23 protein-coding genes and 1 pseudogene are annotated in these 26,210 nt (G+C 64.9%); 17 read left to right on the forward strand and 7 right to left on the reverse strand.

Features of this window, described 5'->3' with window-relative positions; all coding sequences use genetic code 11:
• Positions 1–224 precede the first annotated feature (224 nt).
• Positions 225–800 (reverse strand): phasin family protein, encoded by a 576-nt coding sequence (locus P5W98_RS05925; protein WP_421023701.1) that lies wholly within the window; start codon positions 798–800, stop codon positions 225–227.
• Between the two features lie 735 nt (positions 801–1,535).
• Between P5W98_RS05925 and pbpG the strand changes: the two genes are divergently transcribed.
• Entirely contained in the window at positions 1,536–2,717 is a 1,182-nt protein-coding gene (gene pbpG, locus P5W98_RS05930) for a D-alanyl-D-alanine endopeptidase (protein WP_434718477.1), read from the forward strand.
• Between the two features lie 185 nt (positions 2,718–2,902).
• On the opposite strand, the gene P5W98_RS05935 is transcribed toward pbpG, so the two are convergent.
• Positions 2,903–3,706, reverse strand: a complete 804-nt coding sequence (locus tag P5W98_RS05935) for an IclR family transcriptional regulator (RefSeq protein ID WP_035531082.1) — start codon at positions 3,704–3,706, stop codon at positions 2,903–2,905.
• Positions 3,707–3,941: 235 nt separating this feature from the next.
• Here P5W98_RS05935 and P5W98_RS05940 point away from each other — a divergent pair, with 235 nt between their 5' ends.
• The 12 genes from P5W98_RS05940 (at position 3,942) to iscX (ending at position 13,597) form a co-directional block, all read left to right on the forward strand.
• A complete protein-coding gene (locus P5W98_RS05940) occupies positions 3,942–4,664 on the forward strand; it encodes a (Fe-S)-binding protein (RefSeq protein ID WP_434718478.1) in 723 nt (240 codons plus the stop codon).
• A 116-nt stretch (positions 4,665–4,780) separates the two neighbouring features.
• Positions 4,781–6,217: a lactate utilization protein B gene (locus tag P5W98_RS05945; RefSeq protein WP_434718479.1), complete on the forward strand. Its 1,437-nt coding sequence runs from the start codon at positions 4,781–4,783 to the stop codon at positions 6,215–6,217.
• Between the two features lie 167 nt (positions 6,218–6,384).
• On the forward strand, positions 6,385–6,633 hold the full coding sequence (locus P5W98_RS05950; protein WP_421023705.1) for a hypothetical protein: 249 nt from the start codon (positions 6,385–6,387) through the stop codon (positions 6,631–6,633).
• 126 nt (positions 6,634–6,759) lie between these two features.
• Positions 6,760–7,242: a low molecular weight protein-tyrosine-phosphatase gene (locus P5W98_RS05955; protein WP_421023706.1), complete on the forward strand. Its 483-nt coding sequence runs from the start codon at positions 6,760–6,762 to the stop codon at positions 7,240–7,242.
• 152 nt (positions 7,243–7,394) lie between these two features.
• Entirely contained in the window at positions 7,395–7,928 is a 534-nt protein-coding gene (gene iscR, locus P5W98_RS05960; protein WP_421079360.1) for a Fe-S cluster assembly transcriptional regulator IscR, read from the forward strand.
• A 72-nt stretch (positions 7,929–8,000) separates the two neighbouring features.
• Positions 8,001–9,224: an IscS subfamily cysteine desulfurase gene (locus P5W98_RS05965; protein ID WP_421023707.1), complete on the forward strand. Its 1,224-nt coding sequence runs from the start codon at positions 8,001–8,003 to the stop codon at positions 9,222–9,224.
• A 95-nt stretch (positions 9,225–9,319) separates the two neighbouring features.
• On the forward strand, positions 9,320–9,724 hold the full coding sequence (gene iscU, locus P5W98_RS05970; protein WP_028216879.1) for a Fe-S cluster assembly scaffold IscU: 405 nt from the start codon (positions 9,320–9,322) through the stop codon (positions 9,722–9,724).
• Between the two features lie 169 nt (positions 9,725–9,893).
• Positions 9,894–10,217 carry an iron-sulfur cluster assembly protein IscA gene (gene iscA / locus P5W98_RS05975; RefSeq protein ID WP_421023708.1) on the forward strand — a complete coding sequence of 108 codons (324 nt, stop codon included), beginning with the start codon at positions 9,894–9,896 and terminating at the stop codon, positions 10,215–10,217.
• Positions 10,218–10,324: 107 nt separating this feature from the next.
• Positions 10,325–10,861 carry a Fe-S protein assembly co-chaperone HscB gene (hscB, locus tag P5W98_RS05980; RefSeq protein ID WP_213296298.1) on the forward strand — a complete coding sequence of 179 codons (537 nt, stop codon included), beginning with the start codon at positions 10,325–10,327 and terminating at the stop codon, positions 10,859–10,861.
• 128 nt (positions 10,862–10,989) lie between these two features.
• Positions 10,990–12,861 (forward strand): Fe-S protein assembly chaperone HscA, encoded by a 1,872-nt coding sequence (gene hscA / locus P5W98_RS05985; RefSeq protein ID WP_421079361.1) that lies wholly within the window; start codon positions 10,990–10,992, stop codon positions 12,859–12,861.
• A gap of 170 nt (positions 12,862–13,031) precedes the next feature.
• Positions 13,032–13,373, forward strand: a complete 342-nt coding sequence (fdx, locus tag P5W98_RS05990) for an ISC system 2Fe-2S type ferredoxin (RefSeq protein WP_035531100.1) — start codon at positions 13,032–13,034, stop codon at positions 13,371–13,373.
• 26 nt (positions 13,374–13,399) lie between these two features.
• A complete protein-coding gene (gene iscX, locus P5W98_RS05995) occupies positions 13,400–13,597 on the forward strand; it encodes a Fe-S cluster assembly protein IscX (RefSeq protein WP_421023710.1) in 198 nt (65 codons plus the stop codon).
• Positions 13,598–13,683: 86 nt separating this feature from the next.
• Here iscX and P5W98_RS06000 read toward each other — a convergent pair whose 3' ends face one another.
• From P5W98_RS06000 to P5W98_RS06020, 5 genes are all read right to left on the reverse strand, one after another.
• A complete protein-coding gene (locus P5W98_RS06000; RefSeq protein ID WP_421079362.1) occupies positions 13,684–14,421 on the reverse strand; it encodes a glycine zipper 2TM domain-containing protein in 738 nt (245 codons plus the stop codon).
• Between the two features lie 276 nt (positions 14,422–14,697).
• Entirely contained in the window at positions 14,698–16,233 is a 1,536-nt protein-coding gene (lysS, locus tag P5W98_RS06005) for a lysine--tRNA ligase (RefSeq protein ID WP_421079363.1), read from the reverse strand.
• A gap of 123 nt (positions 16,234–16,356) precedes the next feature.
• Positions 16,357–17,461, reverse strand: a protein-coding gene (prfB, locus tag P5W98_RS06010; RefSeq protein WP_129561797.1) for a peptide chain release factor 2 whose coding sequence is annotated in 2 segments (ribosomal slippage) — positions 16,357–17,379 and positions 17,381–17,461 — 1,104 coding nt in all. Because the reading frame shifts where the segments join, the coding sequence is not laid out codon by codon here.
• 105 nt (positions 17,462–17,566) lie between these two features.
• Positions 17,567–19,273, reverse strand: a complete 1,707-nt coding sequence (recJ, locus tag P5W98_RS06015) for a single-stranded-DNA-specific exonuclease RecJ (RefSeq protein WP_434718480.1) — start codon at positions 19,271–19,273, stop codon at positions 17,567–17,569.
• 57 nt (positions 19,274–19,330) lie between these two features.
• Positions 19,331–20,485: a regulator gene (locus tag P5W98_RS06020; RefSeq protein ID WP_434718481.1), complete on the reverse strand. Its 1,155-nt coding sequence runs from the start codon at positions 20,483–20,485 to the stop codon at positions 19,331–19,333.
• A gap of 165 nt (positions 20,486–20,650) precedes the next feature.
• Here P5W98_RS06020 and P5W98_RS06025 point away from each other — a divergent pair, with 165 nt between their 5' ends.
• The 4 genes and pseudogenes from P5W98_RS06025 to P5W98_RS06040 all read left to right on the forward strand — a co-directional run bounded on the left by P5W98_RS06025 (position 20,651) and on the right by P5W98_RS06040 (position 26,156).
• Positions 20,651–21,904 carry a lipoprotein-releasing ABC transporter permease subunit gene (locus tag P5W98_RS06025; RefSeq protein WP_421023716.1) on the forward strand — a complete coding sequence of 418 codons (1,254 nt, stop codon included), beginning with the start codon at positions 20,651–20,653 and terminating at the stop codon, positions 21,902–21,904.
• Entirely contained in the window at positions 21,897–22,628 is a 732-nt protein-coding gene (lolD, locus tag P5W98_RS06030; protein ID WP_421023717.1) for a lipoprotein-releasing ABC transporter ATP-binding protein LolD, read from the forward strand. The genes P5W98_RS06025 and lolD overlap by 8 nt, the downstream gene beginning before the upstream one ends.
• A 52-nt stretch (positions 22,629–22,680) precedes the next feature.
• A complete protein-coding gene (locus P5W98_RS06035) occupies positions 22,681–23,469 on the forward strand; it encodes a TatD family hydrolase (protein WP_421079364.1) in 789 nt (262 codons plus the stop codon).
• A 109-nt stretch (positions 23,470–23,578) separates the two neighbouring features.
• Positions 23,579–26,156 (forward strand): annotated as a pseudogene (locus tag P5W98_RS06040) (DNA internalization-related competence protein ComEC/Rec2).
• The last annotated feature ends 54 nt before the right edge of the window (positions 26,157–26,210 follow it).

Genomic DNA, 26,210 nt, shown 5'->3' on the forward strand with positions numbered 1-26,210 from the left:
CGAGCATGAAAAAACGGCGCACTCCGCGAGGAGTGCGCCGTTTTTATTGGCTCGCCATAACGACTGTGTCCGGCTGCGAGAGGCGCTGGAGCCAAAAACGCAGGAGCCAAAAAAATTCCCGGCCTTCCAGCGACCGGGCAAGCGGCATGCCGGACCGGAGCGCCGGGTCCGGCACTGGGCGCGGCTTATACGACCTGCAGCGCGCCCAGGCCGATGCGTAACACTCAGGCCGGCTTCTTGGGCGCAGCGGCGGCAGCCGAGCGCGAAGCTTGTGCGGCTGCCTTGCTGGCTGCTGCGGAGGCGGCGTTGAAGTTGCTTTCGGCCATTTCGACCGCTTGCTTGGTGGCCTTGTGGACCGTTTCGTAGGTCGTGTTCGCAGCGTTGATCGCCGACTTGATCACGGCAACCGCGGTTTCCGAACCGGCCGGTGCGTTTTTGGCGACATTGTCGACGAGCGACTGGACCTTGCGGTTCTGTTCTTCGTAGTGCGCTTCAGCAACCTTCGCGAACTCGGCTTGCGTGGCCGAAGCGATTTCGTACACGTGACGGCCGTACGAGAGCAGCTTTTCGGCGAGCGGCTGAGCGAAGCTCGACTGCACGGCGAAGAACTCTTGCGCATCTTTTGCCGACAGCGCGCGCTGGGCGTGTTCCTGGGATTCCGCGAGGTTCGAGCGAACAGCCTGAAGGTTCAATTCGACGAGCTTTTCCACGCCTTCGAATGCCTTGCCGGTGAGGCCGAACAGCGTTTCGAGGTTGGCTTTCTGGGCAGCGGCGAATTGCTCAGGGGTCAGCAGACTCATGGTTACGCTCCTGGATGTTTGGCGGCCTCGTTCGTGGGCCGCCTGAAGTAAGTGGCAAGACTCTTGGGGAATCTGCACGGCGCTTTGGTGCGTCGCAGCATTGATCTCGATTTTAGGTCGCCGGAGATGAATGTCAAGAACTTTTGGTGCGACGCACAATTACATTAAACTTTTGTTAAACAACTACTTATGCGTGCGGCATGAGGCGTATTTGTCAAGTTTGACGAATTGCGGCATAGCGTCCGCTAACTGGCTGCGGCGAGGCTTTGCCCGACAATGTCAAGCATATGTGCGCTCAATCTGGCAAGATTCAGGATGACGGTGTGCATCGGAAATGGCGTGCGCCGCATGATTCATCGAAGGTCGATGCGGGATTGCGCCTCACGCGTCCACCAAACTCCTTCATGGAACGTTAAAGATCCATTGCTGTCGAACGCGCGTCGCGCGATTCGGCGACATCGGCGTTAGAGAGTCGTCCTCGGTATTACTCCCACATAAAGTTTGCATAGCGCGTGCCGTCAATGTAGGCAACAGAAGACGTTGTCGGCGCCAGGCGCAGCAGGGTGTGGCTGCCCGGGCGATTGTCTTTCTCCATTGAGTGCTCGAAGTACATTGGTCATCTCAATCAAAAGTCAGACTTCGGTTTAACGAGTAGCCATAAGTGCTTCAATTTGCGAATTTTTCGTGGTTTTACTACACTTGGCGAACGATCCCGCCGCTCCATCCAGAACACCAATGAAATCCGACAAGCTCCTGTCGTTCAAGCTGGTGCCTTCATCGGTTGTCAGTACCGCGCTGTCGGTGGCTGTCTCCGTGGTCATCAGTGCAACGCTCATAGTGCCCGAGGGCGCTTTTGCTGCGTCGCAGAACACCGCTGCGGCCTCGACGGCCAAGGCAAAGAAAACTAGCAAGACAAGCAAGAAGAGCACAAGCAGCGCGAAGGTCGCCAAAAAAACGGCCGCACCCAGCGTTGCCGCAGCGCAGGAGAGCGATGCGCGTCCGGCAGTAAAGAAGCGCCGCGTCAGCTACACCATGAACGGCCGCCATCACTCGGCGGTGCGCCGCGTGGCGTTCGAGCCGCGTCAGCCGACGGTGGGCCAGGCGTTCGGTCTCCATGAAACGCCCGATTCGCTGATGCTGCGCTCGGGCGTTGCCTACGTGGTGGACCAGAACTCGCTGGAACCGCTCTTCGACAAGAATTCGCATGCCGTGGTGCCGATCGCCTCGATCACCAAGCTCATGACCGCGATGGTCGTGCTCGACTCGAAGGCGTCGCTTACCGAGTCGATTGAAGTCACGGACGAAGACCGCGATTACGAGAAGAACACCGGCTCGCGCCTCTCGGTGGGTTCGGTGCTTTCGCGCGAAGACATGCTGCATATCGCGCTGATGGCGTCGGAAAACCGCGCTGCGGCGGCGCTTTCGCGCTACTACCCGGGCGGGCGGCCGGCGTTCATCGCCGCCATGAATGCGAAGGCGAAGCAACTCGGCATGACCGACACGCACTTCGAGAATTCCACCGGGCTGTCGAGCCACAATGTTTCGACCGCGCGCGATCTCGTGAAGATGGTGAACGCGGCTTACCAGTATCCGCTCATTCGCCAGTTCTCGACCGACCGCAGCTATGACGTGTACACGGGCAAGCGCAATCTTGCCTACAACAGCACGAACGCGCTCATCCGCAATCCGTCGTGGGACATCGGCCTGCAGAAGACCGGCTTCATCAACGAAGCGGGCGAGTGCCTCGTGATGCAAACGACGGTCCATGGCCGTCCGGTCATCATGGTGTTGCTCGATTCGAGCGGCAAGTATTCGCGTTTCGCAGACGCGACCCGCGTGCGCACGTGGATCGACAACGGCGGCGCTGACCAGCAGCCGCACATCACGAGTGCGGATGCGGGAGGCGCGGGTACCTGATCAGCGCCGCTGCGCCGCTTTCCGTTGCACCAGTACAAGCGCCCCGCAATCGCGGGGCGTTGTCGTTTGGGCTGAGTTCTTCGATTGAAAAGCGGGAAAAAGAGAAGCGCCGGATGTGCCGGCGCTTCGGGGGAGCTTCGATGCGATTGCGCGAAACGGGTTCGTGCTCGAGGCGATCTGGTCGCTCAGGCTGCGGTCTGCACGCTGCCTTCCGCCGGCTCCGGGTGGTAACCGAGCGATTCGGAAATCAGGAGCGCCGTCTTGCTCAGTTGCCCAAGCCACGAGTCCTGAAGGCGGTCCGCAGGCGCCGAAAGCGACAGCCCGGCAACGAGCTTGCCGGTATCGTCGTAAATGCCCGCTGCGATGCAGCGCACACCCAGTTCCAGTTCCTCGTTGTCGCGTGCGCAAGATTGCTGGCGCACGTGAGCGAGTTCGCGCTCCAGGCGGCCGAGGTCGGTGATGCTGTTGCGGGTGTGACCCGAAAGGCCCGTGCGCGTGGCGTAAGCGCGAACGCGATTGGCTTCGTCGGCGGCAAGGAAGAGTTTGCCAACCGAAGTGAGGTGCAGCGGCGCGCGGCCGCCAATCGCCCGTACCACCTGCATGCCTGAACGTTCGGAATAAGCTCGCTCGATATAGACAATCTCGTCGCCCTGGCGCACCGAGAGGTTCACGGTCTGGCCAGTGAGACGGTGCAGTTCGCGCATGGGCGTGAGCGCGGCGTCGCGTACCGAGAGGCGCGCCTTCACGAGATTGCCCAGCTCCAGCAGTCGCATGCCCAGCCGGTACGTGCCAGGGTCCGAGCGGTCGACGAGCCGGCAGCTCACCATGTCGTTGAGAATGCGGTGCGCGGTGGACGGATGCAGTTCGGTGCGTTGCGCAAGATCCTTCAGGCTGACCGGGTCGGTGTGTGCGGCGAGCGCGTCGAGGAGGCGCATCATGCGCTCGATCACCTGAATCGAGGTCTTCGGATCCGGATTGGTGTCGGTCATGGGGGGCAAATTCCAGGGGCGGATTCGTATGGCGAGTATAAGAAACTCGGCACGGCAGCGAGCATTGTATCTCGTATTGTGAAAAAAGACAGCGGTTGGCGGGATGGTGTTCCGCTGCGGCGGCCGCATTCACGCCTGTGCCAGGCCTGCCGGGTCATCGATCCTGGAGCACTCCGGCGTTGGTGGCAGCGGCGAAACGTCGGATAATCGGGGACGGTTTTCACCAGGAGTTCCCATGCGAGTCGGTTTGTTCGTCACCTGTCTTGTCGACACCATGCGTCCCGAAATCGGCTTTTCGGCGCTCAAGTTGCTCGAGGAAGCAGGCTATGAGGTGGACGTCCCGCCCGCGCAGACCTGCTGCGGGCAACCGGCCTACAACTCGGGCGAGCGGCCGCTCGCGCGCGACCTCGCGGAAAAGACGCTGCGCGAATTCGAGCAGTACGACTATGTGGTGATTCCGTCGGGCTCCTGTGGCGGGATGATTCGCGCGCATTACGGCGATCTCTTTCGCGATGACCCCGAGTTGATGGCGCGCTACGGCAAGCTGCGCGAACGCGTCTACGAATTGACGGATTTCCTCATGAACGTTGCGAAAGTCACGCTGCCCGAAGGCGAATTCCGCGGGCCGGTGACCTACCACGACTCGTGCTCTGGTCTGCGTGAACTGGGCGTGAAGGCACAGCCGCGCGTGTTGCTCGCGCAGCGCGGCGTGGCTGTGCAGGAGATGAAGGACTGCGAGCATTGCTGCGGTTTTGGCGGCACCTTTGCGCTCAAGTATGGGGCGATCTCCACGGCCATCGTGGACGAAAAATGCATCAACGTGCAGGCGAGCGGAGCGGGTGCCGTGGTGCTCGGCGACCTCGGCTGCATACTGAACATCGAAGGGCGTTTGCGCCGCACCGGCGATGTCAGCACCCGGGTTTTGCACATCGCCCAGGTACTCGCCGGCGACGTTTGAGACGCCGCTCGCCAGCCGGGGCCTCGGGGCATCAAAGACTCAAGAGGCCCGGAGAATCCGCCTGAATCCGACCGCACACGACGGCACACGAACGCACTTACGTCCGACTTCACGCCATGCAAGTTCAATCGATGCAATTCAAGGCGCGCGCCGGCCAGAAGCTGGCCGATCAGCGTCTGCAGCAGAACCTCAAGAAGCTCTCGACCAAGTTCGTTTCCGCGCGTGCGGAAGCGATCACGGCAATCGACTTTCCGGCCACGCGCGCGGCGCTCAAGGCGCGCCGCAATCGTGCGCTGGAGAATCTCGATGTCTGGATCGAGCAGTTCGAAGCCGAGGCGAGCCGGCGCGGCGTGACGGTCCTGTTTGCCGAGACGTCGCGCGATGCGGCGAAGCTCGTCGCTGAAATCGCGCGCAAGCACGAGGTGCGCAAGGTCATCAAGACGAAGTCGATGGTCTCCGAGGAAATGCAGCTCAACACGGTGCTCGCGGAGATGGGGGTGCAATCCATCGAAACGGACCTCGGCGAATACATTCTGCAGATCAACAACAACGAGCCGCCGAGCCACATCATTGCGCCCGTCGTTCACAAGGACAAGGACGAGATCGCCGACCTGTTCGCGAAGACCCATCACAGGCCGCGCCTCACGGAAATTCCCGACATGACGCGCGAGGCGCGCGAGATGTTGCGGCCGCACTTCCTTTCGGCGGACATGGGCGTGACGGGCGGCAACTTCCTCATCGCGGAGACGGGCTCGGTCGTGCTCGTGACGAACGAGGGCAACGAAGGCATGTGCACCGTCATGCCGCGCGTGCATGTGGCGGTCACCGGCATCGAAAAAGTCTTGCCGACGCTCGAAGACCTTGCCACCGCAATGCGCCTGCTGCCGCGCTCGGCCACGGGACAGGCCACCTCGAACTATTTTTCCGTTCTCACGGGCCCGCGCGGGGTGGATGACCAGGACGGTCCCGAGCATATGTATGTCGTGCTCGTCGATGGCGGGCGCACCGGCCTCATCGGCGGCGAGTTTCAGGAGATGCTGCGCTGCATCCGCTGTGGCGCCTGCATGAACCATTGCCCGGTCTATCAGAAGGTGGGTGGGCACGCGTACGGCTGGGTCTATCCGGGGCCGATGGGGTCGGTGCTCACGCCAAGCTACGTGGGCATCGACAAGGCACTCGATCTGCCGCAGGCCGCCACGCTTTGCGGCGAGTGCAACAGCGTCTGTCCGGTGGGCATCCCGCTCTCGGACCTGCTGCGCAAGCTGCGCGAGAAACAGACCGAACGGCGCCTGCGCCCGTGGCACGAACGCGCGGCGCTGGCGGTGTGGGGCTGGTTTGCGCTGAATCCCGGCGCTTATGCGCTGCTCACGAAGCTCGGTGTGCGCGTGCTGGAGCGTATGGGCGGCCAGGCGCAGCTCATTCGCAAGTTGCCGTTCGCGCGCGGCTGGACCGACGGACGCGACATGCCGGCTCCGGTCGGGCGCACGTTCCGCGAACTCTACGCCGCGCGGCACACGCATCTGGATGCGACCGGGCGTACACGGAAGACGTGACGAAGCACTCCCAGCCGGTCCACCCGCACCTGGCGGCGCACTGTTTAGCCTGAGACAATAGTGTGTTCATTTTTGCCGGGTTTTTCCTGATTGCGATCATCTATATCATTTCGACTGGCGATAGTGCGTCTGAGCCTGTCGCTCCACAGTCGAGAGAGAGTCGCATCATGAGAAAGAAAATAATGGTGTATTGGCCGTTGGCGCTGATCGTGCCACTTGCGGCGATCGCATGGGTCCATGCATGGAATACCGCCGAGCAGCAGTTTCCGCTGGCAGCCGATCAGGTGAGTGCCGAGTTGGCGCGCGCAGTTTCATATGGGCTGGTTGGCAGCGCGGGCGAGGTGACTACGCCCGTCAAGGCGCCAGTCAAGGCAATCCGCGACGTCGTGCCGTTGCCGCGGACCAACGCGATCTAAGCTGCCGGGGCCCGGGCGATGGCGCACGCTACGCCCAGCGCACATCGTCGACACTTTGTATAATTGAAAATTCGCCCGCGCTGCAGTGGCTTGTTGCAAACCGTTGGCCGCCTCACATCCGACTCGATGAAAAAGGTTTCCGTCTGCTTCGTTTGTCTCGGCAACATCTGCCGCTCGCCCACGGCTGAAGCCGTGATGCGGCGCCTTGTCGACGAGGCGGGTTTGAGCGCGCACGTGTCGGTCGATTCGGCGGGCACGGGCGATTGGCATATCGGCCAGGCGCCCGACGAACGCGCCCAGCAAGCCGGGGCCAGGCGCGGATACGATCTGGCGCCGCTGCGCGCCCGCCAGATCGCGGCGGAAGACTTTCGCACGTTCGACTTGATCGTCGCGATGGACGACGCCAATGTGACGGCACTCGAGCAAGTGGCGCCGTCTGCCGGACGCGACAAGATCCGGCTGCTGATGGAATTCGCGCCGCAGTTGCAGGCGCGCGTGGTCGCCGACCCGTATTTTGGGGGCGCCGCCGGGTTCGAGACGGTGCTCGACCAGTGCGAAACGGCGTGTTCGGGCCTGCTGGCGGCCTTGCGCCCTCAACTGGCGGACTGAGATGAGCGTGCGGCGTACTCCCGTGCAGGTTTGCGCCGTTTTCCCTTTTCGTCATGCGCCTAATAACCCGAATGGTGGCGCGGATACTTGACTAAACTAGTCATGTATTTATACTTGACGAAAATTGTCGAGAATTGCGGTTCCCCTACATCATGAGACTCACCACCAAAGGCCGTTTCGCCGTCACGGCGATGATCGACCTGGCCCTGCGCCAGGAGCAGGGCCCGGTGACGCTTGCGGGTATCAGTCAGCGCCAGCATATCTCGCTGTCGTACCTGGAACAGTTGTTCGGCAAGCTGCGCCGTCATGAAATCGTCGAATCGGTCCGTGGGCCGGGCGGCGGCTATAACCTCGCGCGCCGCGCGGAGGACGTCACGGTCGCGGACATCATCATCGCCGTGGACGAGCCGCTCGACGCGACCCAATGTGGCGGCAAGGGCGCCTGCGAGGGCACCAAGCAGCACGACGGCCACTGCATGACGCACGAGCTCTGGTCGACGCTGAACCAGAAGATGGTCGAGTACCTCGATTCGGTTTCGCTGAAGGATCTGGTGGATAAGCAGCGCGCCCGCGAAGGCGCCGCGCCCACGGTCCTGCGCGACCGCCGCACCGAGGCGTCGGCGATGGAGCCGGTGCGCACGGTGCCGCTCGGGCCGAATTCCATATTCAACATGGCCGGTTCCTGATCCCGTATTGCGGATCCCGACCACGGCCAGCGCAATACACAGAGCAGCAGACAGAATCCCCCGGAGCGATAGATGAATAACGACATTCCCCACCTGCCCATTTATATGGACTACAGCGCGACGACGCCTGTCGACCCGCGCGTGGTGGACAAGATGATTCCGTATCTGCGCGAGCAGTTCGGCAATCCGGCGTCGCGCAGCCACGCCTATGGTTGGGACGCGGAGCGTGCCGTCGAGGAAGCGCGCGAGAACGTCGCGGCGCTTGTTAATGCCGACCCGCGCGAAATCATCTGGACCTCCGGCGCGACCGAGTCGGACAACCTCGCGATCAAGGGCGCCGCGCACTTCTACAAGAGCAAGGGCAAGCACATCATCACGGTGAAGACCGAGCACAAGGCCGTGCTCGATACCTGCCGCGAGCTCGAGCGCGAAGGCTACGAAGTCACGTACCTGAACGTCAAGGAAGATGGCCTGATCGATCTGGACGACTTCAAGGCCGCGATCCGCCCCGACACGATCCTCGTTTCCGTGATGCACGTGAACAACGAGATCGGCGTGATCCAGGACATCGAGACGATCGGCGAAATCTGCCGCGAGAAGGGCATCATTTTCCACGTCGATGCCGCACAATCCACCGGTAAGGCGCCCATCGACCTGCAAAAGCTGAAGGTCGACCTGATGTCATTCTCGGCGCACAAGACCTACGGCCCGAAGGGCATCGGCGCGCTGTACGTGCGCCGCAAGCCGCGCGTGCGCATCGAAGCGCAGATGCACGGCGGCGGCCATGAGCGCGGCATGCGCTCGGGCACCCTGGCCACGCACCAGATCGTCGGCATGGGCGAGGCGTTCCGCATCGCACGTGAAGAAATGGCCACGGAAAACGAGCGCGTTCGCATGCTGCGCGATCGTCTGCTCAAGGGCCTTTCGGAAATCGAAGAGACCTACGTGAACGGCGACATGGAAAAGCGTGTCCCGCACAACCTGAACATCAGCTTCAACTTCGTCGAAGGCGAGTCGCTGATCATGGCGGTCAAGGACGTGGCGGTGTCGTCGGGTTCGGCGTGCACCTCGGCGTCGCTCGAGCCGTCGTATGTGCTGCGCGCGCTAGGCCGCAACGACGAACTCGCACACAGCTCGATTCGCTTCACGGTGGGCCGCTTCACGACCGAGCAGGACGTCGACTACGTGATCAACCTGCTGCAGACGAAGATCGCCAAGCTGCGCGAGCTCTCGCCGCTGTGGGAAATGCACCAGGACGGCATCGATTTGTCGACCATCCAGTGGGCGGCGCACTAAGGCGCATTCAGGCGCATCGAACATCGACCCGGCCGCAGCGCAATCGGCAGACCACTGCATGCAGCGCGGCAAACACGAATTGAAGGAGTGTGATCATGGCATATAGCGACAAGGTTCTGGACCACTACGAAAACCCGCGCAACGTCGGCTCGTTCGCGAAGGACGACGACGCAGTCGGCACCGGCATGGTCGGCGCGCCCGCATGCGGCGACGTCATGAAGCTGCAGATCCGCGTGGGCGCGGACGGCGTGATCGAAGACGCGAAGTTCAAGACCTACGGCTGTGGCTCGGCCATCGCTTCGAGCTCGCTCGTGACCGAGTGGGTGAAGGGCAAGACGCTCGATCAGGCCCTCGACATCAAGAACACGCAGATCGCCGAAGAACTGGCGCTGCCGCCGGTGAAGATCCACTGCTCGATTCTCGCGGAAGACGCGATCAAGGCAGCGGTGGCCGACTACCGTCAGCGTCATACGACGGAAGCCAAGGCGGACGCGGCTTAAGGCTCGCGACAGCGTGCGCCGGGTTCGGCGCACGAGCGGGCGGGGCGGTGGCAAGCCGGTGAGCTAGCCGCTGCGGAATAAACGAATTTGGACGCAGGCGAGCCTGCGCCGCGTCGGGACGAAGCAGGCGCAAGCCTGAAGCGAGCGACGCGGGAAGCGGTGAAACGTTATGGCAATCACGTTGACAGAAAAAGCGGCACAGCACGTGCAGAAGTACCTGACCCGTCGCGGCAAGGGCGTGGGCCTGCGTCTTGGCGTGCGCACGACGGGCTGCTCGGGCCTTGCGTACAAGCTCGAATATGTCGACGAGCTCGCGCCCGAGGACAACGTGTTCGAAAGCCATGGCGTGAAGGTCATCGTGGACCCGAAGAGCCTTGCCTATATCGACGGCACGGAGCTGGACTTCGTGCGCGAAGGTCTGAACGAGGGCTTCAAGTTCAAAAACCCGAACGTGAAGGACGAGTGCGGCTGCGGCGAGTCCTTCCGCATTTGAGCGCGCGTATTGCGGTGAAAAGGCGGCCTGTGCCGCCTTTTTGATTTTTTGATGCGGCGAGCGATATCGCCGGATCTTCACGACAGCACCCCAAAACGTTCATTTCGATGGCCTCGCTTTCTTCGCTCTCCGATAGCCATTTCGTATTGTTCGGCCTGCCCGAGCAGTTCGCGCTCGACGCCGACGCGCTCGCTCACGCTTACCGCGCCGTGCAGGCGCAGGTGCACCCCGACCGTTTCGCCGCGGCCGGCGAGGCGCAAAAGCGCGTGGCGATGCAGTGGGCCACGCGCGCGAACGAGGCGTACCAGACGCTGCGCGATCCGCTCAAGCGCGCGACTTATCTGCTGCATTTGCGCGGCATCGAAGTTGGCGCTGAGAACAATACGGCCATGGAGCCGGCGTTCCTGATGCAGCAGATGGAATGGCGCGAGGCGATCGAGGATGCGGTGGGCGCGAAGAATGTCGACGCGCTCGATGCGCTCGCGGCCGAACTGCGCGACGACGAGCGCGTGCGTCTCGCGAAGCTGGGCGCGTTGCTTGACAGCGGCTCGAATCAGCCGGCGGCGGAAGCGGTGCGCCAGTTGATGTTCGTCGAGCGCGTGGCGGCCGAAGTCGATTCGCAGATCGAACGGCTGGAGAGTTAGGCGGGGCCGCCCAGGCGCCCCATGGGCGCGTGGAAAAAGCGTAGGAAACGGATACAGCACAGGGCTGTCGATTCATCGTCGAAAAGATCGACCAGACGATGCCAGGCGGCCCGCAACAGATCACACAGATGGCATTACTGCAAATTTCCGAACCCGGCATGGCGCCGGCGCCGCATCAGCGGCGGCTCGCCGTCGGCATCGACCTCGGCACGACGAACTCGCTGGTCGCCGCGGTGCGCAGCGGCGTGCCCGACGTGCTGCCTGACGAAGACGGCCACGTGCTGCTGCCGTCGGTCGTGCGCTATCTCACGAACGGCGGCCGCCGCATCGGCCGCTCGGCCAAGGCCGAGGCGGCGAGCGACCCGCGCAACACGATCGTCTCGGTCAAGCGCTTCATGGGTCGCGGCAAGGCCGACGTGGAAGGCGCGGCGAACGCGCCGTACGAATTCGTCGACGCACCGGGCATGGTGCAGATCCAGACCGTCGACGGCGTGAAAAGTCCCGTCGAGGTCTCGGCGGAAATTCTTGCCACATTGCGCCAGCGCGCCGAAGACACGCTCGGCGACGAACTCGTCGGCGCGGTCATCACGGTGCCGGCATACTTCGATGAAGCGCAGCGCCAGGCCACCAAGGACGCTGCGCGCCTCGCTGGCCTGAACGTGTTGCGCCTGCTGAACGAGCCGACCGCTGCTGCGATCGCCTATGGCCTCGACAACGGCGCTGAAGGGCTCTACGCGGTCTACGACCTGGGCGGCGGCACCTTCGACCTGTCGATCCTCAAGCTCACGAAGGGCGTATTCGAAGTGCTCGCGGCGGGCGGCGATTCCGCGCTCGGCGGCGACGACTTCGATCAGGCGCTCTTCGCCTGGATGCTGGAGCAGTCCGGCATCGAGCGCGCGGCGCTCAAGCCTGAAGACGTGCGCTTGCTGCTCGACCGCGCGCGCGACGCGAAAGAAGCGCTCTCGTCGGCGCCCGAGGCGCGCATTGAAGTCACGCTCTCTAACGGCAAGCCGATCACGCTGACGATCGACGAGCCGCAGTTCGAGGCGCTCACGCAGGCGCTCGTGCAACGCACCCTCACGCCCACGAGGAAGGCGCTGCGCGACGCCAAGGTGACCGCGGCCGAAGTGAAGGGCGTGGTGCTGGTGGGCGGCGCGACGCGCATGCCGGTGATTCGCCGCGCCGTCGAGCAGTACTTCGGCCAGGCGCCGCTCACGAATCTGGATCCCGATCAGGTGGTCGCACTCGGTGCGGCGATCCAGGCCGACCTGCTCGCCGGCAACCGCGGCGGTGAGGACGACTGGCTGCTGCTCGACGTGATCCCGCTGTCGCTCGGCGTGGAGACGATGGGCGGCCTCGTCGAGAAGATCATTCCGCGCAACTCGACCATCCCGGTGGCGCGCGCGCAGGACTTCACGACCTTCAAGGACGGCCAGACCGCGATGGCGATCCACGTGGTGCAGGGCGAGCGCGAGCTCACCTCCGACTGCCGCTCGCTTGCACGCTTCGAGCTGCGCGGCATTCCGCCGATGGCGGCGGGCGCGGCGCGCATCCGCGTGACCTACCAGGTGGACGCCGACGGTCTCTTGTCCGTGTTCGCGCGCGAGCAGCTTTCGGGCGTGGAGGCGTCGGTGGTGGTGAAGCCGTCCTACGGCCTGGCCGACGACGACATCGCAAAGATGCTCGAGGACAGCTTCAAGACCGCCGACATCGACATGCGCGCTCGCGCGCTGCGCGAGGCGCAGGTCGAGGCGCAACGCGTGATCGAGGCGACGAACTCCGCCCTGGCCGCCGACGGCGAGCTGCTTGACGAAGCCGAGCGCGCGCAGCTCGATGCGCTGATCGCAGCGCTCGCGCAAATCGTGCAGGGCGAGGACACCGACGCAATCGAAGTGGCGACCAAGTCGCTCGCCGAAGGCACGGACGAGTTTGCCGCACGGCGCATGGACAAGGGCATCAAGCGCGCGCTCGCGGGCAAGAAGCTCGACGAAATTGGTTAAAGGTTGATTGGGCGCGCGCCGGCCAACGCACCGGGAAGCAAGATGTAAAGCGCGCGCCGCGTGCGTGCTTTCCCGATGCAGCCAGGCGCGCGACCTCAGTAGAATGGGCGATGACACCGTCGGCAGGCGGGTCGCGCCCGATACAGAAGTTATTGGATACGGAAATCACAATGCCTCAAATCGTGGTGCTGCCCCATGTCGAACTGTGTCCGGAGGGCGCGGTCATCGACGCCAAGCCGGGTGAGAGTGTGTGCGATGCGCTGCTCGAGCACGGCATCGAGATCGAACATGCTTGCGAGAAGTCGTGCGCCTGCACGACCTGTCACGTGATCGTGCGCGAAGGTTTCGATGCGCTCGAGCCGTCGGAGGAAACCGAAGACGACCTGCTCGACAAGGCGTGGGGTCTGGAGCCCACTTCGCGGCTGTCGTGCCAGGCCCTCGTGCCCGCCGAAGATGACCTCGTGATCGAGATTCCGCGTTACTCGATCAACCACGCGAAGGAAAACCACTAATCCATCGGAGAGAGGAGCGCGCTGCCATGAAATGGACCGATACGCAGGACATCGCAATGGCGTTGACGGATACGCATCCCGAGATCGACCCGCAGTACGTGCGCTTCACCGATCTGCATCGCTGGATCACCGAGCTCGAAGGTTTCGACGACGCTCCCGAGCGCTCGAATGAGAAGATCCTGGAGGCCATTCAGGCGGCCTGGATCGAAGAAGCGGGTTACTGATCCGATTCGTGCAGCAAAAAGGCGATTCACCGTGAAGGTGAATCGCCTTTTTCGTTTCAGGAGCGGGGCGCGAAGTTACGCGTTCATCATCCTGCCGCGAGCGTGCCGTGTTCGACGCGCACGCGCTGGCCTTGCTGGAACGGCGGCGCTTCGTGATACGTGAAGTAGCGCGTCTTGCCGTTGTCCATGCGCACGCGCACCGAGTAGCTCGTGGTGCTGCGCAGATGTTTTTCCACCGAATTGCCGGCGAGGCCGCCGCCGAGCGCGCCCAGCAGCGTCATGGCCGTGCGGCCGTTGCCGGCGCCGAACTGATTGCCGACCACGCCACCCGCGACTGCGCCGCCCACCGCGCCGATGCCGGTGCCATGACCTTCCTGACGCGACTCGGAGATGCCCTCGACCACGCCGCACGAGGCGCACGCGGCCTGCTGGGGTGGCGCTTCCTGGGCGTATTGCTGCGGCTGCTGGGCGTACTGGGCCGGCGGAGCGGCCGTTGCCGCCGGCTGTTGCCGGGCCACTGGCGCAGGCTGCGGCTCAGCAGCGGCGTTTTGCTCGTTCTGTGCGGCATTCTGCGCCGCGTTCTGCGTGATTTGCGCGCTGGTCGCGGGCCGGGTCGAGTCGAGCACCGGCTGCGATGCCATCATCTCGGTCTGGCCGGTCTGGCTTTGCGCGTTCTGTTCAGTCGTGCTCGATGCCTTGGGGAAGACGCCGGTGATGGCCGCCGTGGCCGCGAGGCTGGCAACAATGACAGCCGCCGCCGCAGTGGCGACGAGCGGGTGGATACGGCGGTTCGGTGTGGTCGGTTTCGGATCAGGATTGTTCATGAGTGGCTCCGTCTTGGGCAGAGTTACCTTTGTTTGAACAAGTTTGGGCCAATTCGATCGTTCGAACGTTTCAATTTGTAACCTGACTTGTGCGAGCACAAGTCGAAACAGGGATCGAACGAAGGCAGGGGGGCGTGTCGCCCCGCACGATACGGGTTTTCCGCCTATGTATCTGGCGCGCCCGGCAGTGGGGCGGGCACATTTACTGCCGGTTACAAATGCAAACGGGGCGCATACGGCCTGAGCCGCATGCGCCCCGTTCGGCACGTGTGAGGCTTAGTCTTCGCGGCGCAGATGCGGGAAGAGAATCACATCGCGGATGCTGGCGCTATCGGTAAGCAGCATGATCAGGCGGTCGATGCCGATGCCGCAGCCGCCCGTCGGGGGCATGCCGTACTCGAGCGCGCGAATGTAGTCGGCGTCGTAGTACATCGCTTCCTCGTCGCCGGCATCCTTTTGCTCGACCTGCTTCTTGAAGCGTGCGGCCTGGTCTTCCGGATCGTTGAGCTCTGAGAAGCCGTTGGCGATTTCGCGGCCCGTGATGAAGAGCTCGAAGCGTTCGGTGATGCCCGGCGTCGAATCGGAGGCGCGCGCGAGCGGCGAGACTTCGACCGGGTAGTCGATGATGAAGGTCGGCTCCCACAGTTGCGACTCGGCAGTTTCTTCGAAGAGCGCAAGCTGGAGCGAGCCCACGCCCGCGTTCAGGAACGCAGGCTGGTTCGTGTCCACGCCGAACTTCTTGAGTTCCGTGCGCAGGAAGTCCGCGTCGGCGAGCTGCTCGTTCGTGTACTGCGGCGCGTACTTCTGGATCGCCTGGGTGATCGTCAGGCGATGGAACGGCTTCGAAAGATCGAGCTCGCGGCCCTGGTACGTGAGCACGGCGTTGCCGCGCGCATCCACGGCGGCCTGGCGGATCAGCTGTTCCGTGAAGTCCATGAGCCACGTGTAATCCGTGTACGCGGCGTAGAACTCCATCATCGTGAATTCCGGATTGTGACGCGGCGAAACGCCTTCGTTACGGAAGTTCCGGTTGATCTCGAACACGCGCTCGAAGCCGCCGACGACGAGGCGCTTCAGATAGAGCTCGGGCGCGATGCGCATGAACATCTGCATGTCGAGCGCGTTGTGGTGCGTGACGAACGGCTTGGCCGCCGCACCGCCCGGGATCGGGTGCAGCATGGGCGTTTCGACTTCCATGAAACCGGCGTCGGCCATGAAACGGCGCACCGACGAGATCGCCTTGGTGCGCGCCACGAAGGTTTCGCGCGCTTCGGGCGTGACGATCAGGTCGACATAGCGCTGGCGATAGCGCATTTCCTGGTCAGACAGGCCATGGAACTTGTCCGGCAGCGGGCGCAGCGACTTCGAGAGCAGGCGCAGTTCCGTGCAGCGGACCGAGAGCTCGCCCTTGTTGGTGCGAAACAGCACGCCCTTGGCCGCGACGATGTCGCCGAGATCCCACTTCTTGAACGCGTCGTAGGTGGTTTCGCCCACGTCGGCTGGCGTGATGAAGAACTGGATCTGGCCCGAGCCGTCGCGCACCGTCGCGAAGCTCGCCTTGCCCATCACGCGCTTGAGCATCATGCGGCCGGCGATCGATACTTCGAGGGCTTGCGCTTCGAGCGCGTCCTTGTCGGTGTCGGAGTAGGTGCGCTGCAGGTCGGCGGCGTGGTGGGTGGGGCGGAAGTCGTTCGGATAGGCGACACCCGCTTCGCGCAGCGCGCGCAGCTTTTCGCGGCGCTCGGCGATGATCTGGTTGTCGTCGACTTCGGGCGCGGCGCTGGCCGCGTTCGGCTGGGTCGGTTCGGTCATGGTGGCTCGGGTTCTTGGATTCGCGGTTTGTGTCCGCAGAAGATACGGGCAGATGTTTCGGTTTGCGGCCCGGGCGGAGTGCCTCACGGGCCGCGGCGCGGCAGAAGAGGGCGGCGCCCGGGCTTACACGCCCTGTTTCAGGCTTGCGCTGATGAAAGCGTCGAGATCGCCGTCGAGCACGGCCTTGGTGTTGCTGATTTCGACGTTCGTGCGCAGATCCTTGATGCGGCTGTTGTCGAGCACGTAGGAGCGGATCTGGTGGCCCCAGCCCACATCCGACTTGCCCGCTTCGAGCTTGTCCTGCTCCGACTGGCGCTTGCGCATTTCGGCTTCGTACAGGCGCGACTTCAGCATGGCCATGGCTTCGGCGCGGTTGCGGTGCTGCGAGCGGTCGTTCTGGCACTGCACGACGATGCCCGACGGGATGTGCGTGATACGCACGGCGGAGTCGGTCTTGTTGATGTGCTGACCGCCCGCGCCCGAAGCGCGGTACGTGTCGATTCGCAGGTCGGCCGGATTGACTTCGATCTCGAACGAATCGTCGATTTCCGGATACACGAACACCGACGAGAACGACGTGTGGCGTCCGCCCGACGAATCGAACGGCGACTTGCGCACGAGGCGGTGAATGCCGGTTTCGGTGCGCAGGAAGCCGTAGGCGTATTCGCCTTCGACCTTGATCGTTGCGCTCTTGATGCCGGCCACGTCGCCTTCGGACTCTTCGAGCACCTCGGTCTTGAAGCCCTTGCGCTCGCAGTAGCGCACATACTGGCGCAGCAGCATCGAAGCCCAGTCGCAGGCCTCGGTGCCGCCCGCGCCCGCCTGGATGTCGATGAACGCGTTGTTCGGGTCGGCCGGGTTCGCGAACATGCGGCGGAACTCGACGTCGGCGACGCGCGCTTCGATCGCCTGAGCATCGGTTTCGATGGCGACGAGCGTGTCTTCATCGCCTTCCTCGCGGGCCATCTCGAAGAGGTCCTGGGTGTCGCGCGTGTCGTTCTCGATGCCGTCGAGCACGTGCACCACGCCTTCGAGCAGCTTCTTTTCCTTGCCGAGACCCTGTGCGTGTTTGGAGTCGTTCCAGACGTTAGGGTCTTCGAGTTCGCTGTTGACTTCGACGAGCCGTCGGGCTTTTACGTCGTAGTCAAAGATACCCCCGTAGCTCGCCTGCGCGCGTGCGCAGGTCCGCCAAAAGGGCTTCGATCGCGTTGAGACGTTCCGCTTCCATTTGTGTCGTGATCCGGCGTGTAAAACATCAAATTATAGCTGATTGGACATGCATAAAGGGCGCGGCGGACGGTGCGCAGCGCCGGGTTCGCGCCCCATGCGCCCCTCAGAGCGCCGCGTGCTCCACCACGAGCTGCACGCGCGAGACGCCGTTCCACGTGTCGCGCACGAGCCGGTAGGCGACGGTCGTATGCTGCGGCAGCGTCTCGGTGTGGTTGAACCAGATCGCGTTGAAGCGCTGGCGCCCGCGCAGCAGTTGGAGTTTGAGATGCTTGTCCTTCACGAGCGCCTGCGAGGCCACCTCGAATTCACCCGAGAAAACGGGTGCCGGAAATCCTTGGCCCCAGACGGCCGCGTCGAGCATTTCGACGAAATCGGGCGTGAACCACGCGTCCTCGAGCTCGCCATCGGTCTCCACCGTGCGCGCGAGCGCCTCGGCGGAGAGCCATTCGCGGCCCACGCGCTCGAACGCGGCGGCAAAGCGCGGCACGTCGGCGGCGGCGATTGTCATGCCCGCGGCCATCGCGTGGCCGCCGAACTTGTGGATCAGGCCGGGCTCGCGCTTGCTGATGAGGTCGATTGCGTCGCGCAGATGGAAGCCGGGGATCGATCGGCCCGAGCCCTTCACGAGCTCGCCGTTGTCGTCGGCGGGCGCGAACGTGAACGAGGGGCGGTGGAACTTCTCCTTGAGCCGCCCGGCGACGATGCCGATCACGCCCTGATGCCAGCCCTCGTTGAAGAGCGTGAGCGTGGCGTTGTCCTGCGGATCGACGCTGGCGAGATCGGCGAGCGCCTGCTGCTGCATGCCCGCTTCGATTTCGCGGCGCTCGCGGTTCATCGTATCGAGTTGCTGGGCGAGTTCCCAGGCGCGGCCCACGTCGTCGGTGGTCAGGCATTCGATGCCGAGCGACATGTCGGAGAGGCGGCCAGCCGCGTTCAGGCGCGGCCCGAGCGCGAAGCCCAGGTCGAAGCCCGAAGCGCTTTTCGCGTCGCGGCCCGCAGCGCGAAACAGCGCGGCGATGCCGGGCTGCATGCGGCCGTTGCGGATGCGCTGCAAACCCTGTGCGACGAGCACGCGGTTGTTGCAGTCGAGCTTGACGACGTCGGCGACGGTGCCGAGCGCGACCAGATCGAGCAGGCCATCCAGACGCGGCTCGGGACGCGTTTCATCGAACCAGCCGCGCTGACGCAGTTCGGCGCGCAAGGCGAGCAGCGTATAGAACATGACGCCCACGCCCGCGATGCACTTGCTCTCGAACGTACAGCCCGGCTGGTTCGGGTTGACGATGGCGCGTGCGTCGGGGAGCGTGTCGCCGGGCAGATGGTGGTCGGTCACGAGCACTTCGATGCCGAGCGCGTTGGCGGCCTCCACGCCGTCCACGCTGGCGATGCCGTTATCCACCGTGATCAGGACATCAGGTGGCCCGCCCTTGCGCTGGGCCGCGAGCGCGACGATCTCGGGCGTGAGGCCATAGCCATACTCGAAACGGTTCGGCACCAGATAGTCGATTTGCGCGCCGAGCATGCGCAGGCCGCGCACGGCCACGGCGCAGGCGGTCGCGCCGTCACAGTCGTAGTCGGCGACCACGAGCATGCGGCACTGCGCTTCGAGCGCGTCGGCGAGCAGAGTCGCGGCGTCGTCGAGCCCCTTCATGCCGGCGGGCGGGAGTAGCCGGTTGAGGCCGGTTTCGATCTCGTCGGGCTGACAAACGCCGCGTGCGGCATAGAGCCGGGCGAGCACCGGGTGCAGGCCGTGACGGACCAGAGCTTCGGTATCGGCGGGGGAGCAGGCGCGGGTGACGATTCGGGTCATGCGTGAGAGGTCATGTAAGAAGCGCGTGTAAGAAACACGTGTAAGAAACGCTGGATGTTATTCGACGAACAGCGACGCGAACTCGCGGCGTCGCCAGAATTTGCGCAGGTCGCCGCGCGTGGCCGTGAGCGTGACCGAACCGGTGTCGCCGCACAGCGTGAAGCCGAGTTCGGCCAGCTCGCCGGCCTGGAGGGCGGCGAGCGCGGGCGCGAACCAGTCGCGCTCGAGCTTCGCGAACGCGGCGTTCCAGCCGCCCCAGTCCTGCTGGATATAGGCGGCGGAGAACGGGTCGAGTTCGACGAGCGTGACGTTGTCCGGCAACGCGTCGCCAGCCGATGCAGGCGCGGCAGTCAGCGCGCGGAACGTCTCGGGCGCCGCGCCGAGTTCCGCGCCGGCGGCGAGCGCTAGCCCGCGCGTGGCCGCCGCGTCCGAGCGCACGCGCGCGAACGCCCGCTTGACCGGGTGCAGCGCGCCTTGCGCGTGGAACCAGATCGAGTTGACGGCGGGCAGGCCGCGCGCCTCGCGCGCTTCGTTCACGGGGTGTTCGAACCAGGCCATCTGCACCTCGTTCTGCACCTTCATCCATGCACGCGAGCGCTGGCCCGAGCGCGCCTCGTGAGGCAGCCAGATCTCGATGTTGCGCCCGCTCGCGCGCAGCGGCGACGCGCCCGCGAGCGTGCCGAACTGATCGCTCGACAGATACCAGCGCTGGGGCGTGGGCGCTTCGACGCGCACGCCGAGTTCCTCGATGAGCGGTCGGGCCACGGCGTAGAGCGCTGCGGCATCGGCGTCGGCGAGTTCGAGCGAAGCCGGGTCGATCAGCACCAGATGGTCGTGGGCGATGCGCACGTGCACGGGCTGGATGCAGGCCCAGGTGGCGTCGCCGGGCGTGCCGCCGTCGGCGAGCAGCATCCACGGGGCGAGCGGGGCTTCGTCGTCGGCGCTGCTCACACCGTTCTTGTCCGCTGTGTCGGCTGCTTTATCGGCCGCCCGGGGTGCGGCCGCGCCGAACGCGCGCGCGATCCATCGCTCGTGCGGGAGCGTGCGCTGAAAATCCTCGCCGATCACCTGCTCGCCCAGCGTCGCGCGCGCGACCAGTTTCGAGAGTGCCGGGAATTCGAGGCCAGCGAGGGCGGTTGAGGCTGCCGCCGCGGATGGCAGCGCGAACGGCACGAGGAGATGGAGTCGGTCGACGGGCATGATGGTGCGCATTGTACTTCGGCGCCGTTGGCGCCGCGGCGGCGTAAAGTCCGTGAGACGTCTCGAGTGTGGCAAACTTCGCGGTTGACCGCCGGTTTGCTGCGGCGCGTAAACTTGATCCAGCAGCTTGCGGGCCGGCGCGCCCCACGCGCAACGAAGACGCACGAAAGGATTCGCTTGAAACTTCCCTACGAATGGCAAATTGGCTGGCGCTACACGCGCGCCGGCAAGCGCACGACCGGCAACGGCTTTATTTCGTTCATCGCGCTCATTTCGATGTCGGGCATTGCGCTTGGCGTGGCGGCGCTCATCGTCGTGCTCTCGGTGATGAACGGCTTTCAGCGCGACGTGCGCGACCGCATGCTCTCGGTGCTGGCGCACATCGAAATTTTTTCGCCGACCGGCGCTATGCCCGACTGGCAGCTCACCGCCAAAGAGGCAAAGAGCAATCCCGAGGTGATCGGTGCCGCGCCCTATGTGGATGCCCAGGCGCTGCTCACGCGCGGCGAGAGCCTGAGCGGCGTCGCGCTGCGTGGCGTCGAGCCATCCGAAGAGCCGCAGGTGTCCGACATCGGCAAGGAAATGAAGGCGGGCAGCCTGAACGACCTCACGCCAGGGGGCTTCAACATCGTGCTCGGCGGTGACCTTGCCGCGAGTCTCGGCGTGACGAAGGGCGACAAGGTCACGCTGGTTGCGCCCGAAGGCAGCATTACGCCGGCGGGCATGCTGCCGCGCCTGAAGCAGTTCACGGTGGTCGGCGTGTTCGAGTCGGGGCATTACGAGTACGACAGCTCGCTTGCGCTCATCAATATCCGCGACGCCGAAGTGCTCTATCGCCTCTCCGCGCCGAGCGGCGTCCGTCTGCGCCTGAAGGACATGCAGCGCGCGCCCGCGGTGGCGCGCCAGCTCGTGCATACGCTCTCGGGCGACCTTTATATCCGCGACTGGACGCAGCAGAACAAGACCTGGTTCTCGGCCGTGCAGATCGAAAAACGCATGATGTTCATCATTCTCACGCTCATCATCGCAGTGGCGGCGTTCAATCTCGTGTCGTCGCTCGTGATGACCGTCACCAACAAGCAGGCCGACATCGCGATCCTGCGCACGCTCGGCGCGCAGCCCGGCTCGATCATGAAGATATTCTTCGTGCAGGGCGTGACGATCGGCTTCGCGGGCACCGCCATCGGCATCGCGCTCGGCTGCCTGATCGCGTGGAGCATTCCATGGAGCGTGCCGATGATCGAGCATTTGCTCGGCGTGCAGTTCCTGCCGCCTTCGGTTTATTTCATCAGCGAGCTGCCTTCGGAACTCGTCGCCTCCGACGTGATCCGCATCGGCTCGATTGCGTTCGTGCTGTCCGCGCTTGCGACGCTCTATCCCAGCTGGCGCGCGGCCAAGGTTCGTCCGGCGGAGGCGCTGCGTTATGAGTGAACGTCAATCGATTCTCGCCACGGCGGGCGACTATCCGTACGTGCTCGAAGGGCACGGCGTGTCCAAGGTGTTCGGGCAGGGCGCGCTGGCCGTGAACGTGCTGCACGACACCGAGATCTCGGTGAAGCGCGGCGAGAAACTCGCGATCGTGGGCGCGTCCGGCTCGGGCAAGAGCACGCTGTTGCACGTGCTGGGCGGTCTCGACGAGCCGGGCACCGGCAACGTCAAGCTGCTCGGCAAGCCGTTCACGGCGCTTTCCGAGCGCGATCGCAACGACCTGCGCAATCGCGCGCTGGGCTTCGTCTATCAATTCCATCATCTGCTGCCCGAGTTTTCGGCGCTCGATAACGTGGCGATGCCGCTGCGCATTCGCCGCATGACGCAGGACGACGCGCGCCGCGAAGCGCTCGAGATGCTCGATCGCGTGGGCCTCGCGCATCGCGCGCGGCATCGCCCCGGCGAGCTCTCGGGCGGCGAGCGCCAGCGCGTGGCGATCGCGCGCGCGCTGGTGACGCGGCCCGCCTGTGTCCTCGCGGACGAGCCGACCGGCAATCTCGACGGCAGCACGGCGGAGACGGTGTTCAACCTGATGCTCGAATTGTCCGATCAATTCCAGACGAGCTTTGTGATCGTCACGCACGACCCCGACCTCGCGGCCCGCTGCGACCGCATCGTGCGGCTGCGCGACGGCACCCTGCACGAGGAGCCGGTCGTGCAGGCTTGACGCCCGTGCGTCGCTTGTGCGTAGCAGGAGCGCGTTTGCCAGGTGGATTTTTATGTGGGTAGATACGCATTGCCATCTAGATGCCAGCGAGTTCGACGCCGACCGCGACGCCATGGCGTCGGCCGCGCGCGCGTCGGGCGTCGCACGCATCGTGATCCCCGCCATCGCGCGCGAGAACTTCGCGACCGTGCGCGCGCTTGCGCATCGCACGCCGGGCGCGGTCTACGCGCTCGGGATTCATCCGCTCTATACGCCGCGCGCTCGCGACGAGGATGTCGACGCGCTGCGCGCCGAGGTCGAGGCGAGTCTTGACGATCCGCGCTTCGTCGGTATTGGCGAGATCGGCCTCGACTACTTCGTGCCCGGTCTCGACGACGCGCGCCAACAATACTTCTATGACGCGCAGCTGCGTCTTGCCCGCGAGTTCGACTTGCCCGCGATCTGCCACGTGCGCAAGTCGCAGGATCAGGTGCTCAAGGGCCTGCGCCGCCAAGGCGTGCGTCGTGGCATCGCGCATGCGTTCAACGGCAGCTTCCAGCAGGCGAATGCATTTATCGAGCACGGCATGCATCTGGGCTTCGGCGGCAACGTGACCTTCGAGCGGGCCTTGCAGATCCGGCGCCTCGCGGCGCAATTGCCGATCGAGGCGATCGTCATGGAAACCGATGCGCCCGACATCTCGCCGTCCTGGCTCTATCGGGCGCGCAACACGCCTGACCAGGTGCCGCGCATCGGCGCCGTGCTTGCCGAATTGCGCGGCATGACGCCCGAAGAAATCGCCCTTGGCACAACGGCCAACGCTGTGGCGGCGCTGCCCCGGCTCGCACTTTCGTCTGCATAATTCCTTCGAGGATGGCGCGTTTTATCGCACGATAAAGCGGCTGCATCGGGTGGCGAGCGCAACTCATGCGGCTTGTGCTTGCGCGCCACCCTGAATCGAAGGAGGCGCGATGCGTGCAATGTGGTGCGGATTCGCGCTCGGAGTGATCGTGCTGCAACGCCAGGCGGCATTGCCGGGGTGGGGCGCGTGGCTCGCGTTGGTGGTGCTGGCAGTGCTTGCGGCGCTGGGGGCGATGTGGATGCTGGGCGATGCGCCGGGCGGCCTGCGGAGGTTCGCCGGTTGGATGGCCGTGGGCACGGCCTCGGCCTGCGCAGGCTTCGGCTATGCTGCCTGGCGCAGCCGAGCTGCGGCTCGCCGAAGCGTTGCCGGTGGCCTGGCAGGCACGCGATATCGAGGTGACCGGACATGTCGCTCGCATGCTCGCGCACGACGCAGGCAGGGCAAGCTTCGTGTTTGCCGTGGAGTCGTGGTCCGCCCGCGCCGCTGGTGCGAAGCTGCCGCAACGCATACAACTCACGTGGATGGCGCGCGACGCGCCGTTGCCCCGCATCGAACCCGGCGAACGCTGGCGCCTGAGCGTGCGGCTCAAGCGTCCTCACGGCGAAGGCAACTTCGGGTTGCGCGACACGGAAACCACCTTGCTCTCGCGGGGTGTGCGCGCGACAGGCTACGTCAGCAACTCCGAGCATGCGCGGCGGCTGGCAGTAGATGCACGGGGCGTTGGCGTGCGCATCGAGCGGGTGCGCGAGGCGGTGCGTGCGCGCATCGACGCCATGCTCGCCGATGCGCCGCATCGCGGCATCGTCGTGGCGCTGGCGACCGGCGCGCAGGATGCGGTGAGCGACGCCGACTGACGGCTGCTGCGCAATACCGGCACGAGCCATCTCGTGGCGATTTCTGGGCTGCATCTAACGTTCGTCGCCGGCTTGTCCGGCTGGATCGTGGGCGCGCTCTGGCGGCGTGCGCGCTGGCGTGGCGTCGAAGCGCCGCTGCTCGTGCCGGCACAGAAAATGGCCGTTGCGGGCGCGCTCTGCGTGGCGACGGCCTACGCTGCGCTGGCCGGATTCAACGTCCCCGTGCAGCGCGCGCTGTGGATGCTCATGGTCACGGCCGCGGCGCTCTGGAGTTCGCGCGAACTGGCGCGCGGCCATGTGCTCGCGTGGGCACTCGGTCTTGTGTTGCTGCGCGATCCGTGGGCGGTCACAGCGGCTGGATTCTGGCTTTCCTTCGGTGCCGTGGCGGCCATCCTGTTCGCGGCGAGCGGGGTGCCGCGCGTGCGGCGAATCGACGATATCGAACTTTCGCCGGAAGAAGCCGATCCGATGCGCGAGAGGACGGAGCAGCCAGAAGCGAATCGTTCGCCACGCCTGGGTGCGTGCCTCCATGCAGTCATTAGTTACGAGCGCTGGCGTCGAATCGCGCGCAGCCTCTGGACCAAGGTGCGGGACGGAGCACGCGTTCAGTGGGCGGTCACCCTTGCACTCGCGCCGCTCACTGCGTATTGGTTCATGCAGATCCCGCTGATTGGGCCACTGGCGAACGCTTTTGCAATTCCGTGGGTCAGCCTGTTCGTGACGCCCACCGTGCTGGCTGGCGTCGTGCTGCCTGCACCACTCGATGCCTTCGCGCTGCGCGCGGCGCATTCGTTGATCGAGGCGCTCGCCACCGCGCTCGCCACGCTGGAAGGGTGGCCGTGGGCCGTGTTGCGCCTGCCCCAGCCCGGCTACTGGGCGCTGGGTTGTGCGGCGGTCGGCGTCGCATGGTGTCTCGCGCCGCGCGGCTGGCCGTTGCGCTGGCTCGCGCCATTCACCTGGTTGCCGCTTCTTGTGCCTCCGCCGAGCGGGCCGCCGTCAGGCACGTTTCGCCTGAGCGCGCTCGACATCGGGCAGGGGACGGCAGTGCTCGTCGAGACCGCGCGGCACACGCTTCTCTTTGATGCCGGCCCTGGGCCGGAATCCACGCATGCAGGCGAGCGGATCGTCGTGCCTTATCTGCAGGCGCATGGCGTGATGCGGCTCGACGCGCTCATGGTGAGCCACGACGATTCCGATCACTCGGGCGGCGCGCAGGCCGTACTCGATGCCATGCCGGTGCATCAGTTCGTCGCGGGTATTCTGCCCGATCATCCACTTTGGGCGAGCGCGCGCCGCGCGGGCGCCGACGCCGTGCAATGCGCCGCCGGCCAGCGCTGGCAGTGGGATGGCGTCACGTTCGAGGTGCTCTGGCCAAGCGCCGGACCGCTCTCCGGCAAACCCAATGCGCATTGCTGCGTGCTGCGCATCTCCACGGCGCCTGGGCGCGGCACCGAGGGTGATACGGAAAGCCGCTCCGTCTCCGCTTTGCTCGCCGCCGACATCGAGGCACCCACCGAGCGCACGCTCGTCGCGCGCGACCCCAGCCGTCTGCAGGCCCAGGTGCTGGTCGTGCCGCACCACGGGAGCAAGACCTCGTCGACCGAGCCGTTCCTCGATTCTGTCGGGCCGCGCGTCGCCATTTTTCAGGTAGCCTATTTGAACCGGTTTCACCATCCGCACCCGGGGGTGTTCGCGCGCTACGAGTCGCGCCACATCGTGCTGGCGCGCAGCGACACCGATGGCGCGGCTCGAATCGAAGCGGCGCCCGGCGCGCTTGGCGTCGAGCGCTTTCGCGATACGCAGCGGCGTTACTGGATGGACAAGGGCGAATGAGGCGCGTGCAAGGGCAGGGAAGTCCGGTGAAGCAGCATCAGCAAATCCAGCAAC

Origin of the sequence: Paraburkholderia sp. A1BS-2L, from assembly GCF_051125205.1 — a bacterium.
Classification (GTDB): domain Bacteria; phylum Pseudomonadota; class Gammaproteobacteria; order Burkholderiales; family Burkholderiaceae; genus Paraburkholderia.

Excerpts from the sequence above, each read along its gene's own strand:
- P5W98_RS05925 (WP_421023701.1), bottom strand. The coding sequence starts at position 800 with ATGAGTCTGCTGACCCCTGAGCAATTCGCCGCTGCCCAGAAAGCCAAC.
- pbpG (WP_434718477.1), top strand. The coding sequence starts at position 1,536 with ATGAAATCCGACAAGCTCCTGTCGTTCAAGCTGGTGCCTTCATCGGTT.
- P5W98_RS05935 (WP_035531082.1), bottom strand. The coding sequence starts at position 3,706 with ATGACCGACACCAATCCGGATCCGAAGACCTCGATTCAGGTGATCGAG.
- P5W98_RS05940 (WP_434718478.1), top strand. The coding sequence starts at position 3,942 with ATGCGAGTCGGTTTGTTCGTCACCTGTCTTGTCGACACCATGCGTCCC.
- P5W98_RS05945 (WP_434718479.1), top strand. The coding sequence starts at position 4,781 with ATGCAAGTTCAATCGATGCAATTCAAGGCGCGCGCCGGCCAGAAGCTG.
- P5W98_RS05950 (WP_421023705.1), top strand. The coding sequence starts at position 6,385 with ATGAGAAAGAAAATAATGGTGTATTGGCCGTTGGCGCTGATCGTGCCA.
- P5W98_RS05955 (WP_421023706.1), top strand. The coding sequence starts at position 6,760 with ATGAAAAAGGTTTCCGTCTGCTTCGTTTGTCTCGGCAACATCTGCCGC.
- iscR (WP_421079360.1), top strand. The coding sequence starts at position 7,395 with ATGAGACTCACCACCAAAGGCCGTTTCGCCGTCACGGCGATGATCGAC.
- P5W98_RS05965 (WP_421023707.1), top strand. The coding sequence starts at position 8,001 with ATGAATAACGACATTCCCCACCTGCCCATTTATATGGACTACAGCGCG.
- iscU (WP_028216879.1), top strand. The coding sequence starts at position 9,320 with ATGGCATATAGCGACAAGGTTCTGGACCACTACGAAAACCCGCGCAAC.
- iscA (WP_421023708.1), top strand. The coding sequence starts at position 9,894 with ATGGCAATCACGTTGACAGAAAAAGCGGCACAGCACGTGCAGAAGTAC.
- hscB (WP_213296298.1), top strand. The coding sequence starts at position 10,325 with ATGGCCTCGCTTTCTTCGCTCTCCGATAGCCATTTCGTATTGTTCGGC.
- hscA (WP_421079361.1), top strand. The coding sequence starts at position 10,990 with ATGGCATTACTGCAAATTTCCGAACCCGGCATGGCGCCGGCGCCGCAT.
- fdx (WP_035531100.1), top strand. The coding sequence starts at position 13,032 with ATGCCTCAAATCGTGGTGCTGCCCCATGTCGAACTGTGTCCGGAGGGC.
- iscX (WP_421023710.1), top strand. The coding sequence starts at position 13,400 with ATGAAATGGACCGATACGCAGGACATCGCAATGGCGTTGACGGATACG.
- P5W98_RS06000 (WP_421079362.1), bottom strand. The coding sequence starts at position 14,421 with ATGAACAATCCTGATCCGAAACCGACCACACCGAACCGCCGTATCCAC.
- lysS (WP_421079363.1), bottom strand. The coding sequence starts at position 16,233 with ATGACCGAACCGACCCAGCCGAACGCGGCCAGCGCCGCGCCCGAAGTC.
- recJ (WP_434718480.1), bottom strand. The coding sequence starts at position 19,273 with ATGACCCGAATCGTCACCCGCGCCTGCTCCCCCGCCGATACCGAAGCT.
- P5W98_RS06020 (WP_434718481.1), bottom strand. The coding sequence starts at position 20,485 with ATGCGCACCATCATGCCCGTCGACCGACTCCATCTCCTCGTGCCGTTC.
- lolD (WP_421023717.1), top strand. The coding sequence starts at position 21,897 with ATGAGTGAACGTCAATCGATTCTCGCCACGGCGGGCGACTATCCGTAC.
- P5W98_RS06035 (WP_421079364.1), top strand. The coding sequence starts at position 22,681 with ATGTGGGTAGATACGCATTGCCATCTAGATGCCAGCGAGTTCGACGCC.